Raw genomic sequence first — 11,918 nt, 5'->3', positions numbered from 1 at the left:
CAAGACGCTATGCAAAATGCCCCTATTCGTTGCAACGAATAGGGGCATTTTGCATAGGGTCAATTACGCTTTGTAAAGCTCATTTCTCGCGTCTCGTAAAGTCAGCATTATACCTAATTTCCAGCTTCAACACCTTCCCCTAATACAAACGGTGGCGCAGCAGCCAGCCGGCGGCGTCAAACTCTTCGGCTTTGGGTTGGTAGGCTTCTACTTTAATGCTCTTGGGCAAGGTGATGATATTCCCGTCGCCGCAGTTATATACCGTCACGTTGGGCCGGGCGGGCAGCTTGCCTACTACCAGCACCCCATCCTGGCCCGCGCCGTCGTAAATGCTAATGGCAATTCGCGTTTCGGGCAAGTTCACTAGGTTGAACTGGTCGTTGCCGCCCAGGCCAAAAAGCTTCACCGAACGCGTATCCCTGGCCAGAAAAGTGCGCTGGCCAATCAGGCTATCGGCCCGCGTGGTGTTGCGCTGATACACGCTCAGGCGTAGCTGCGCGGGGCCAGCGGCTTCGAGCACAAACCGCTCGGGTTGGTCGGTGCCGGGCACTTCTACGTCCTGAGCCAGCAGCTCGTAGAACTTGGCCGCCACGGCCGGGAGCTGGTCGCGGCGGCTGCGAAGCTTACGGCGAAACTCGGCCGCCGACAACGTCTGTATTTCGGCCGGCCAGGCCGCAATAGCCTCCTCAATGACCTGATCGGATAGCCGGCGCTTCAGCGAGTCGGCTACCTGCCGGAAGTCGGTAGCGGACAGATACACCAGCAGGGACTTGTCCATGGGGCGGGCCGCCCGGTTCAAACCTTCCACATCGCCCAGCCGAATTTCCTCATGGAAGCTCTGGTAGTTGCTTTTCACCCAGGAGATGATGCGGGTAAACACGCCATCGTCGAACTTAAAGAAGGCATGGTCCCGGTCCCTTGGAATGGCCTCGTAGCGGACCCCGCCAGCAGGGGTGCCAAAGCTGGCCCAGCGCCACTGGTCCTCGCGCCGGCTCCAGTCGCCCAGAAACATGTCAAACAGGCGGGCCCGCAGGTACTGGGTGGCTTCTACCCGGTGGTCGGCCTTGAAGAGCAAATTGGTAAATACCTTCCGGGAGCTTTCTACCTTGGCCGAGCGGCCGAAGCTGGCCACGGTGCTCTGGTCGCCCTCGGGCCGTTCTTCCAGCAAATACAGGGCGTTGGCGTAGTCTTTCTGAAACGCGCCCAGCCCGCCATCGTCGCCCACGTATACGAGGCGGGGATTGGTATGATAAACGCCCGCAGCTTGGGCCAGGACTGGCACAATGTAGGCCCCGTAGGGCTGGATGACGCTGGTCTGGTCCTTCATCAACCGCCCAATGGCACCCGCCTGCAGATTTTCGGGTAAGGCTTTGGTGGGGTCTTTATCCACGCTACGGAGCACAAACTGCCGCCCGCTTTGGTCAACCAGCCGCAGGTTTTTGGTTTGAAAGCTCCCTCCGGCTTCGATGGGCGTGAGGCCTCCCGGCACCAGGTTGCGCAAGCTCACTACCGGCACGCGCACGGGCTTGCTCCATACTTCGCGGTAGTGCCCGCCCCAGAAGAAGCGGTGCACGGGCCCGCGCATGTACTGCGGCCCCGCCGCGACTGTTACTACCGAATCGGGGGGGATAACCGGGGGCGGAGGCCCGGCCGGAGCAGGCTCCGTACAGGAGCAGAACAGCCCGCCCACGAGAAGTACCACAGAAGGCCGGAGCCGCGAAATCAACTGAACCTGCACGGAGGAAGAAAAAAACCTGACTTAAAAACAAGCTGCACCATAGCGGCCGACCTTATAGCGCAATCCGGCCAACGACGGTTGTTAAGCTGAACGTTTACTTTTTTGGTCCGGCGCCGTTGAAGGGAGCATCAGCCGCATAAGGCTGGCTTGTTGCATGCGTCTACGTCTTCCCTACTTTTTCACTTCTCTGCTGGTTACGACCAGCTGCGCCACCTCTCATTTTTTTCAGCCCGATGCCCGCCTCAGCCCGGGCTCCGCCCCGGCCGACAGTGCTACTGTTACGGCCGGGCGGCACTACCAGCGGGGCCCCATGGGCCGCTTTCTGCTTGGCAAGCACTACCGCCGCGTGTGGGCCGAGCCCGTCGCGCTGCCCGTGCTGGACCTGACAACTGCGGTGCCGGGGGGGTTGAAGCCGGGCAAAGTCGGCGGCGGCTTTCAAACCATCAGCATGACCGTGGAGGGCGCCGACGGACGAACCTACGCCTTGCGCAGCGTGGACAAGGACCCATCCAAAACGCTGCCGAAACCCTTGCAGCCCACCCTGATAATGACCGTGGTGCGGGATGCCACCTCAGCGGCTATGCCCTACGGGGCCCTGGTGGTGCCACCCCTGGCCCAGGCGGCCGGGGTGTACCACACCAACCCGCGGCTGTTCTACGTGCGCCCCGATGAGCAAGGCCTGGGGCCTACTTCGGAGCGGCTGCGCGGAAAAGTGGTGCTGCTGGAAGAAAAGCTAGAAGGCAAAGCCAACATCTACGGCCCTCTGGCCGGCGCCCAAGACCTGGAAGAATCAGAGGATGTGCTGGCGGAGCGGTATGCCTCCCCCAAGTCCGTGCTGGATGAAGCGGCCTTCCTGCGGGCCCGCCTCCTGGATGTGTGGCTGGGCGACTGGGACCGGCACGAGGGGCAGTGGAGCTGGGCCGCTTTCAAGCAAGCGGATGGGCGCACCACCTGGCGGCCTATTCCCCAGGACCGGGACCAGGTTTTTTTCCGGTTTGATGATGGTATCCTTTCCTGGGTGGTGAGCAAGGCAGTAGCTAAGTTTCGCACGTTTGGCCCCAAGTTTCAAAGCATTGAAGGCTACACCCGCAACGCCCAGTTTATTGATGAGCGGGCCCTGAGCGGCCAAACCCGCCAGCAGTACCAGGCCACGGCCCTTGATCTGCAGCGCCGCCTGACGGATGCCGTTATCGACTCGGCAGTGCGGCGGCTGCCACGGGCCGTGTATCGGCTGGAGGGGGCCCGCCTGGCTGCCAGCCTGCGGGCGCGGCGGGCCACCTTGCCCAACGCCGCTGCGGAGCTGTACCGGCTCAAAGCCCAGCGCGTAGTGGTGGCCGGCACCGACGAAGCCGAGCGGTTTGTTGTAGAGCGCCGCACCGATAGCACCACGGTGGTGACGGTGTATCCGCTGGAAGGAAAAAAGACGGAGCAACCGTTGTATGAGCGCACCTTTCACCCCCGCGAAACCCACACCATAGTTCTGCACGGCCTCCAGGGCAAAGACCGTTTTGAGCTGAGCGGCACCGTCCGCTCCTCGCCCTTCGTGGATATCTACGGAGGCCCTGACGATGACACGGTGGAAGACAACTCCCACGTGGCCGGCCTGCGGCGCAAAACCCGCTTCTTCGATACCCACCGCAACAACACTGTCTCTCCCGGCAAGGAAACTAAGAACCGAACCGTGCATAGCGTATTGCCCCACGCCTTCGACCGGGACGGCTCCGGGCGCTAATGTGGAAATGTGCTAATGTGGAAATGTGCTGATGTGGAAATGTGCTGATGTGGAAATGTGCTGATGTGGAAATGTGCTGATGTGGAAATGTGCTGATGTGGAAATGTGCTGATGTGGAAATGTGCTGATGTGGAAATGTGCTGATGTGCTAAGGGGGCCAGCTGAGAACTATAGCATTGCACGACGGCAACCAAGCAAATTTGTTCTTTACAAAATTCGAACTAACCTTTCAGTGAAAAGCCCTTTCCCATTACGTTCGGGAAAGGGCTTTTCACATTTTATGGCTTTGCCAGCTGTTTTGGCCGAATTTGCTTTGTTGCCGTCGTGCAATGCCACAGTTCTCAGCTGGCCCCCTTAGCACATCAGCACATTTTTCACATCAGCGAAGCGCAGCACATTAACAAGTGGCCAGCATATCCAGCACCATGTGCTCGGTGGGCGTCAGCAGGTCCTGCTCCGTGGGGTCGGCGTCGTGGCGGCGCAGGTAATCGATAAGCTTATCCGACTCAAACAGCTGGGCTACCTGGGGGTGGATGTAGTACTTGCTGCACACGGTGGGCGTGTTGCCCAACCCTTTGGCCACGTCTTTCACCGCCAGCTTCAACACCTTTTCTTTGGGTAGGTCCGGGGTTTCGTGCAGGATGCTTTCGAGGCACTCCACCATTTTCACAGTGCCGCCCCAGGTACGGAAATCCTTGGCCGAAAGGCTGATGCCCGTGACGGCGTGCAGGTAGTCGTTTACGTCGCCCGATTCCAGCTCCTGGCGGTGCCCCTCTTCGTCGTAGTACTGAAACAGGTGCTGGCCGGGAATTTCCTTGCACTTCTGCACCAGACGAGCCAGTTTCCGGTCGTGCAGGGTCACGTCGTGGGCCACGCCTTTCTTGCCTACAAAGCTCAGGCGCACATCGGCGCCTTCTACCTGCACGTGCTTGTCGCGCAGGGTGGTAAGGCCGTAGCTCTTGTTTTTCTTGGCGTACTCCTTGTTGCCGACACGGATAAACGATTGGTCCATGAGCGTGAGCACCACGGCCACCACCTTCTGCTTATCCAGCTTGGGGCGCTTCAGGTCTTGCTGCAGCTGCTGACGCAGGTCGGCCAGCTTCTCGCCAAAGGCCCGGAGGCGGCTAAACTTGGTGAGGCTGCGCACTTCGCCCCAGGCCGGGTGGTAGAGGTACTGCTTTCTTCCCTTCGCGTCGCGGCCGGTTACCTGCAGGTGGGCCGTAGTGGTGGGCGCAATCCAGACATCCGTCCAGGCCGGCGGAATTACGAAGGAGTTGATGCGGGCCAGGGTTTTCTCGTCGGTTACGGGCTGGCCCTTGGCATCGAGGTAGCGAAATGCCCCGTCGAGGCCGGGCTGACGGGTGAGGCCGGGGCGCGTGTCGGCGTAGTAGCGCAGGCCCGCCAGTTCGGCCTGCCGGGCGGGGTCTTTGTAGAGCTCATGCGCATCTTCCTGCGGGAGCAGGTGCTTTTTCTTGACTTTGGGCCGGGGGGTGGCCGTGGAGGTACTGGTCATAGCAAACAACAGCCAGCTGGGGTGAGGGAAGCTGGACAAGGACTGTACGCAGAAGCGGGCAGAAGGTAGCAAAGCCCCCCAGCGCACGGCCCGCGCAGCCCTTACGCGGCATTACTGCCCGCAATTTTTCCTGCTGAATCTGTGCGACCTACCCCAAAACCTGCGCGGAAAGCAACACCAGCCCGATTCGGTGCGTATCGGCTTCCGGCTGCTTTGGCACGCTTTTTCTACGACTTGCTTTGTTTCCCCCTGTTCTCTTGCCCATGCTACGCCTCTTGTACAAACCCTCCCTGCTCCTGGCCCTCGTGGTGGCCCTGGGTGCTTCCTCCTGCGCCAAAGATGAAAACGGCGACCGGCTACTGTTTTCCGTGGAAGACGATAAAGCCCTGGGCGAAAAAGTAGCCGAGCAAACCGACTCCACCTACCGGGCCAAAGGCCAGCTGCTGGAGCGCACCGACAGCAAAAATGCCCGCGCCTACCAGCTGCTCGATGGCGTTGTCAATAAGGTCCTGAACTCGGGCCAGCTCACCTACCGCAACGAGTTTCCCTGGGACGTCAAAATCATCAAGGACGACAATATCCAGAACGCCTTTGCCACGCCCGGGGGCCACATCTACGTGTTTACCGGCCTCATCAAGTTCCTGGACGATGAAAGCCAGCTGGCCGGAGTACTCGGCCACGAAATTGCCCACGCCGACCGGCGTCACACCTCCAAGTCCCTGCAGCAGCAGTACGGCATTTCGGTGTTGCTGAGTTTGGTGCTGGGCGAAAACCCCAATCAGCTGGCTGTGGTAGCCGCCAACCTGGGGCAGTTGAAATTCAGCCGCGACTATGAGCGCGAAGCCGATGCGTACTCCGTGGTGTACCTCAACCCTACTCAGTACGCCTGCGACGGCGCGGCCGGCTTCTTTATCAAAGCCCAGGAAAACAGCAGCGCCCAGCCGGAGTTTCTCAGCACCCACCCCGACCCCGGCAGCCGCGTAACCGACATCCAAGCCAAAGCCGCGGAGCTGAAATGCACAGGCCGCACCGTGAGCAACGCCAACTTCGACGAGCTGAAGCGCATTCTATAATTCACTTTCTCCGTGTGCTTCCGGCCCGGTGCCCAGCGTCTGCTGGGCGCCGGGCCGGTTTCCATTTCGGACCCGGTGTAACTTGCGGGCAGCAGTGGCCCGTACTGCCTACCACAGCTTTTTCCAACTTCGCCTATGGCTTCTTTCTTACAACGGCTCAGTGACTGGGGCGAAAACCTCGACGATTTGGCCTTGCGGGCCCGTATCCGCCTGCGCCTGCTGGACCCGCTGCAGCTGGTTCCTTACCGCAGCTACGGTACCCCGGAGCGGCTCTACGTGAAAGGCCGCTTGCTCACTGACCGTGGCATTGGGGAGCCCGCCGATGAGGACTCGCGCCTGCGCAATATGCTGAACATGTACCGGCGGTTTGAAAGCACCGAAATACCCGGCGCCCAGCTAAGCATTGAGCCCGGCGACGGTACCCAGCACCCCATTACCACCGACGAGGAAGGCTACTTTACCCTGAACCTGGCGCCCCAGCAGCTGCGCGACCCGGAGCACTTTATGTGGTACCCCGTGGACGTGCGCCTCTTGGCTCCTCCCCCGCGCATTCCGGTGCCTACCGCCCCGCTGCTGGCCACGGCCCGGGTGATGATTCCGCCCGCCGATGCGGAATATGGCATCATCAGTGATTTGGATGATACGGTTATCCAAACCGCGGCCACCGATCTGCTGCGTATGGCCCGCATCGTCTTGCTGCGCAACGCCCGCTCGCGCCTGCCTTTTGAGGGCGTAGCCGAGTTTTACCGGCAGCTCCAGCTGGGGCGCAACGGCAAGCGCAACAACCCTTTCTTCTACGTGAGCAGCTCGCCCTGGAACCTGTTTGATTTGCTGGAGGACTTCCTGCACCTGAACGATATTCCGGCCGGACCTATTCTGCTGCGCGACATGGCCCTGAAAGGCAAGTCCAGCGGCGAGGTCTCCTCCCACCACGGCCACAAGCTCAAGGAAATCGACAATGTGCTGCTCACGTATCCCACCTTGCCGTTTGTGCTCATTGGCGACAGCGGGCAGGAAGACGCCAACATCTACCGGGAAGTGGTGCGTCGCCACCCGGGCCGCATTCTGGCTATCTATATCCGGGATGTAAACCTGCCGGAGCGCTCAGCCATGGTGGAGCGCGTTTCGCAGGAGTTGCGGGGCGAGAAAGTAGAAATGCTGCTGGTGAAGGACACAGTGGCCGCCGCGCAGCACGCCGCCGCCCAAGGACTGGTGTTTACGGAGGCCGTGCCCGCCGTGGAGCAGGAAAAAGCCAAAGACCAAGCCACTTCCGACGACCCCACTACGGCCCGCGACCAGGGCGGCACCCACCCGCTGCCGCCTACCGCTAGCTCGAGTGGTCCGCCACAATCACCCAGCGGCCGTTAAGCTTGCGCAGCACCAGCAGAAAGTGCCCGCTCAGGTCCCCGGCGGCCGGGCGGGCCAAGTGCCAGCGCCCCAACACGTGCGCGGCGGCAGGGCTGAGGGGCTGCACCCGCAGGTTGGAAAATGTGAGCTGCCCCATAGCTTCCGCGCTGGGGTAGCTGCGCCGGTAGTTGTCCAGCGTGGGCTGCCACCCGTACGTGAGGCCGCTTTTACCAATAAACACCAGGGAGTCGGACTGCCAGTAGCCTTGCATGAAGCCGGCCACATCACCGCGGTTCCAGGCAGCCGTTTGGGTGGAAAGCACCTGCAGGATGTCCTGACGGGCCGCCGTGGGGCGCGTGGTGGCACAGGCCGAGGTGAGCAGGAGCATGGGCACCAGGGCCCGGTAAGAAGTACGCATACAGAACGGCGGACATAAGAGTAAGCCCCGCAAGATAAGGCAGCTACGGCACCTGTGTTCCGGCCACGGTACATCAGCCTTCCGAACATGTGCGGAAGGCTGGGAGGCAGAATCCCGGGGCTCCGACCATGTTCGGAAGCTCGGGAGGCAGAATCCCCAAGCTCCGACAATTGTCGGAAGGCTGGGAGGCGGAATACCAGAGCTGCGACAATTGGCGGAAGGTTGGGAGGCGGAATCCCGGGGGCCCGACCATGGTCGGAGGGCTGGGGTGACTTCGCTCCGGTGCCCCTTATTCCTGTGCGAGTACTTGCTGGACGAAGCGCGTACCGCCTAAGCGGCGCATGTTGCGCAGCACCCGGCGCTGCTTGGCGCGGGTTTGCGGGCCAGGGCTAGCCGCCCGAAACCGGAGTGGGTTGGGCAGGATGGCCGCCAGCAGCGCCGCTTCGGAGGGCGTGAGCTTGGCGGCCGACTTGTGGAAGTACCGCTGGGCTGCGGCCTCGGCGCCGAAGGTACAGTCGCCCATTTCGGCCACGTTCAGGTACATTTCCAGGATGCGCTGCTTGCTCCAAAATAGCTCAATAAGCACCGTAAAATACGCCTCCGCGGCCTTGCGAATGTAGCTGCGGCCGTTCCACAAAAACACGTTCTTGGCCACCTGCTGGCTGATGGTGCTGCCGCCCACCAGCTGCTTGCTGCCGCCCTTCATATTGCGCTGGGCGGCTTTTTTGAGGGCCTCCACGTCGAAGCCGTGGTGAATCAGAAAGCGTTGGTCTTCGGCGGCGACCAAAGCCAGCGGCAGTTGCGGCGACACTTCCTCCATCGACACGAAGCTGTACTGCACCTGCCGTTCGTCCTCCAGGTGCTGGTAGCCTTCGGGCCGGTGCGAGCGGCGCTCCAGCATCAGCCAGGTAGCGGGCGGCGACACCCAGCGGTAGAGCAACACCCACACCACCGTGGTCAGCAGCAAGGAAGCACCCACTTGCAGCACCAGCTGCCAGCCGCGCCGCCAGTATAGTTTGAAATCAGCCACAGGAAAGGGAATGGGTAAGATGGGGAATGCGTATGGTGAGGATCCGCCACGCGGACGAAAACAAAGCGTAGGGGACGCTTCTTTTTCTGGTTGTGCGCCCCGGCTGGGCGCCGCCTACCCGGCGAGCCGGGCGAAATTAGTCGTTTTACCTGCCCTTGGCGGGAATTTCCTTATTTTTCTGCCACTCGCGCCCTGCCTGTTTTTCTATGCCCCGTCTGTTGCCACTCTTCCCCCTCAATCTGGTGGTGTTCCCAGGTGAGAAGCTCAACCTGCACATCTTTGAGCCCCGCTACCGCCAGTTAGTGCACGACTGTTTGGCGGAAAACCTCACATTTGGCATTCCGCTATTCACGGAACAAATGCGGGAGCTAGGCACGGAAATGCGCATTCTGAGCGTGGAGAAAACCTACCCCTCGGGCGAAATGGACATTCGCACGCAGGGTATGAGCGTGTTTCGCATCCGGGAGTTTTTCCGGGAAGCCCCCGGCAAGCTCTACGCAGCCGGCACCATTGAGGCCATCCCCGACGACAATACGCCCGACCCGGAACTGCGGGTACGCATTCAGCACTGCCTTCAGCAGCTCTACGACGTGCTGGGCCTGCGCCAGCTGCTGCAGCGCCTGCCCATCAACTACCGCTCCTACGACCTGGGGCACCACCTGGGCCTGAGTACGGAGCAAGAATACCAGCTGCTGGCCGCTACCAGTGAGCTGGAGCGCCAGGAAATGATTGCCGAGCACCTGGAGCAGGTGCTCCCCATCCTGCTCGAAACCGAGCGGCTTAAGGAGCGGGCCCGGCTTAATGGGCACTTTAAAAACCTCACGCCGCCCGCTTTTTAAGGCTGCGCTGGCAGTTGAGTCCCTGGTTTCCGGCTTTGCGCGCTATTCCGCGTATAAGGCCGGTATGGTAAACTATTTCGGCCTGTGAATTCTGCCTTCTTTGCCTTGGGGTACGTGGCAGCCGCTTTGGTGGCGCTGCTCAGCGTGTGGCTGCTGCTGCGCCACTGGCGCGAGCGGGGCTACCGCCGCCGGGTATGGGTGGCTCCCCACTACCGGGCCTGGACCGAGGCCACGCCTCCACCACCGGCCAGCCGCCGCTTTCAGGTAGCCCTGATCGGGGATACCGGGGCCGTGGCCACCACGGGCATGGACCCCGTGCTTTCCCTCCTGCAGGGCTGGCTCCAGACCGCCGGGGAGCACAGCGCCGTAGTATTACTCGGGGACAATGTATACCCCACGGGAATTCCGCCCCAGCACTCGCCGCGGCGGCCGGCAGCCGAACAGCGCCTCCTGGCCCAGCTCCGCATCTTTGAGTTATATTCGGGCCAGGTGATTTACCTCAGTGGCAACCACGACTGGAACAAAGGCCGCCCTAACGGCCTGGACTACGTTTTGCGCCAGCAGGCTCTGGTGCAGGAGCACTTGCCCACCGCCCACTTCTTACCGGCCGATGGCTACCCTGGCCCCGTTACGCGCCAGTTGGCCCCCGGCGTGCTCCTGGTGGTGCTCAACACGCAGTGGTGGGTGCAGCAAGGAGCACGCCCTCTCCCGCCGGAAGGCACTTCTCCGTTTCAGGAGCTGCTTCAGCTGCTCCGTCAAAATCAGCATCAGCAGGTGATTGTGGCCGGTCACCATCCGCTGTACTCTAATGCTATTCATGGGGGAAAATTCACGGCCCGGCAGCACCTGTTTCCGCTGACCACCGTGCATAAGCGGGCCTATTTGCCTTTGCCCATCCTGGGCTCGATGCTGCCGGTATACCGCAAAGTAGTGGGCGCCGCCGAAGACATGGCTCACCCCCGCTACCGGCACCTGCGGCGGCGCTTGCTGCGCGTGCTGCATCAGTTCCCCAATATCATTTACGCCGCCGGGCACGACCACAACCTGCAGTACTTCTGCCAGCAGGGTGGGCACTACCTGGTAAGCGGAGCGGGCAGCAAAACGGCCTTTGTGCAGCAGGGCGGGCACGCGGCCTTCGTGCACGAGCACAAAGGCTTCTTTGCGCTGGACTTCTACGACAACCAGGAAGTATGGCTCCGGGCCCTGGAGCCCGGTACCAGCCCGGGAGCGGGACAAGAGGTGTTTCGCTGGCCGCTTACGCGTTCAACGATTCCGCTGGCACCAGCACCCGCAGGCTTTGCGGAAAAATCTCGATTTCGAGGGGCATAGCCAGCTCATACGGTTCCCCGTCTACCTGCACCGTGGCGCGCTCCTGCTGGGGAATAGAAATGACGGCCTTGCGGCAGCGTAAACGGCGCGTGTACATCGACTCATCAAATCCTTCGGTGTAGAGGCGGTAGAGAATTCCGGGCGCGGCCGTGGCCGGAAAGGGCTCAATCAAGCACAGCTCAAACTCCCCGTCGTCGAGGTGGCTGTTGGGGTTGATGACTACATTGCTGCCAAACGTGCTGGCGTTGGCTACTGTGAGCATAAAGGCCGGGCCCTCGTAAGTTTCCCGGTCGGTTTCGATGTGGTATACCGCCGGCTCATACGCCAAGTATTCCTGCATGGCAATGCGCACGTAGGCGCCGGGGCCGCGGGTACCGCCTTCGGCAAACCGCGCCACCACCAAGGCATTAAAGCCCAGATCGGCCAGGTGAACGGCAAACTGCCCCCCCACGCGCAGGGTATCGATGGTGCGGACGGCGTGCTGCCAAACCAGCGGTAAGGCTTCTTCCAGCACTTGGCTAATTCCCAGGTCCTTCGACAACCCATTGCCGGAGCCCAGGGGCAGAATCCCCAACGGCATAGCTGTTCCTGCCAAGGTAGCCCCCACCAGATTCACGGTACCGTCGCCCCCGGCGGCAAACACCGCATCAACCGGCTGCTTCTGGATGAACTGCTGAAGTCGGGTTAAATCATCTTTGCCCGTGGTGTGAAAGAAAACCGCCGTGCGCCCATGCTCGCGGCAATAAGCCGCAACCTGGTGTTCCAGCCCCGCTTTATCGAGGTCACCGGAAATAGGATTCAGCACAAACAGGAGCGTGCGCAGCAGTAATGAATCAGAAGCAGGCATAGGGCAGTTCAACAAGCGGAAATGGGCAAAAAAATGCTGGCTGGCTTACCGC

10 protein-coding genes are annotated in these 11,918 nt (G+C 61.3%); 5 read left to right on the top strand and 5 right to left on the bottom strand.

The genetic code is table 11. The features are described 5' to 3' along the window. Positions 1-139: 139 nt before the first annotated feature. Positions 140-1,702: a hypothetical protein gene (locus FY528_RS18470; RefSeq protein ID WP_149072507.1), complete on the bottom strand. Its 1,563-nt coding sequence runs from the start codon at positions 1,700-1,702 to the stop codon at positions 140-142. Between the two features lie 190 nt (positions 1,703-1,892). Here FY528_RS18470 and FY528_RS18465 point away from each other — a divergent pair, with 190 nt between their 5' ends. Next, entirely contained in the window at positions 1,893-3,470 is a 1,578-nt protein-coding gene (locus FY528_RS18465; protein ID WP_149072506.1) for a hypothetical protein, read from the top strand. Between the two features lie 397 nt (positions 3,471-3,867). Here the strand turns inward: FY528_RS18465 and FY528_RS18460 are convergent, their stop codons facing one another. Further along, complete coding sequence (locus tag FY528_RS18460) at positions 3,868-4,983, bottom strand: DNA topoisomerase IB (protein ID WP_149072505.1); 1,116 nt, start codon at positions 4,981-4,983, stop codon at positions 3,868-3,870. Between the two features lie 263 nt (positions 4,984-5,246). Here FY528_RS18460 and FY528_RS18455 point away from each other — a divergent pair, with 263 nt between their 5' ends. Further along, on the top strand, positions 5,247-6,056 hold the full coding sequence (locus FY528_RS18455; protein WP_149072504.1) for a M48 family metalloprotease: 810 nt from the start codon (positions 5,247-5,249) through the stop codon (positions 6,054-6,056). Positions 6,057-6,191: 135 nt separating this feature from the next. Further along, the gene (locus FY528_RS18450; protein WP_149072503.1) at positions 6,192-7,424 is read left to right on the top strand and encodes an App1 family protein phosphatidate phosphatase; all 1,233 of its coding nucleotides are present in this window, start codon (positions 6,192-6,194) and stop codon (positions 7,422-7,424) included. Here the strand turns inward: FY528_RS18450 and FY528_RS18445 are convergent. Then, positions 7,384-7,821, bottom strand: coding sequence for a YybH family protein (locus FY528_RS18445; protein WP_149072502.1), 438 nt, complete (start codon positions 7,819-7,821; stop codon positions 7,384-7,386). The two genes, FY528_RS18450 and FY528_RS18445, sit on opposite strands and share 41 nt — an antisense overlap. A gap of 289 nt (positions 7,822-8,110) precedes the next feature. Continuing rightward, positions 8,111-8,851 (bottom strand): monofunctional biosynthetic peptidoglycan transglycosylase, encoded by a 741-nt coding sequence (gene mtgA, locus FY528_RS18440; RefSeq protein WP_149072501.1) that lies wholly within the window; start codon positions 8,849-8,851, stop codon positions 8,111-8,113. 206 nt (positions 8,852-9,057) lie between these two features. Here mtgA and FY528_RS18435 point away from each other — a divergent pair, with 206 nt between their 5' ends. Together FY528_RS18435 and FY528_RS18430 are read left to right on the top strand one after the other, a co-directional pair. Beyond that, positions 9,058-9,690: an LON peptidase substrate-binding domain-containing protein gene (locus FY528_RS18435; protein WP_149072500.1), complete on the top strand. Its 633-nt coding sequence runs from the start codon at positions 9,058-9,060 to the stop codon at positions 9,688-9,690. Positions 9,691-9,774: 84 nt separating this feature from the next. Next, the gene (locus tag FY528_RS18430) at positions 9,775-11,019 is read left to right on the top strand and encodes a metallophosphoesterase (RefSeq protein WP_262384055.1); all 1,245 of its coding nucleotides are present in this window, start codon (positions 9,775-9,777) and stop codon (positions 11,017-11,019) included. On the opposite strand, the gene FY528_RS18425 is transcribed toward FY528_RS18430, so the two are convergent. After that, positions 10,946-11,866, bottom strand: a complete 921-nt coding sequence (locus FY528_RS18425) for a diacylglycerol/lipid kinase family protein (protein ID WP_262384054.1) — start codon at positions 11,864-11,866, stop codon at positions 10,946-10,948. The two genes, FY528_RS18430 and FY528_RS18425, sit on opposite strands and share 74 nt — an antisense overlap. Between the last annotated feature and the right edge of the window lie 52 nt (positions 11,867-11,918).

Source organism: Hymenobacter lutimineralis (assembly GCF_008271285.1).
GTDB classification, from domain to species: domain Bacteria; phylum Bacteroidota; class Bacteroidia; order Cytophagales; family Hymenobacteraceae; genus Hymenobacter; species Hymenobacter lutimineralis.
This window is presented reverse-complemented; position numbering and strand designations above follow the sequence as displayed.

Bases quoted from the DNA above. Each gene is read 5' to 3' on its own strand.
- FY528_RS18445 (WP_149072502.1), bottom strand. From the start codon at position 7,821: ATGCGTACTTCTTACCGGGCCCTGGTGCCCATGCTCCTGCTCACCTCG.
- FY528_RS18425 (WP_262384054.1), bottom strand. From the start codon at position 11,866: ATGCCTGCTTCTGATTCATTACTGCTGCGCACGCTCCTGTTTGTGCTG.
- FY528_RS18455 (WP_149072504.1), top strand. From the start codon at position 5,247: ATGCTACGCCTCTTGTACAAACCCTCCCTGCTCCTGGCCCTCGTGGTG.
- FY528_RS18460 (WP_149072505.1), bottom strand. From the start codon at position 4,983: ATGACCAGTACCTCCACGGCCACCCCCCGGCCCAAAGTCAAGAAAAAG.
- FY528_RS18450 (WP_149072503.1), top strand. From the start codon at position 6,192: ATGGCTTCTTTCTTACAACGGCTCAGTGACTGGGGCGAAAACCTCGAC.
- FY528_RS18465 (WP_149072506.1), top strand. From the start codon at position 1,893: ATGCGTCTACGTCTTCCCTACTTTTTCACTTCTCTGCTGGTTACGACC.
- FY528_RS18435 (WP_149072500.1), top strand. From the start codon at position 9,058: ATGCCCCGTCTGTTGCCACTCTTCCCCCTCAATCTGGTGGTGTTCCCA.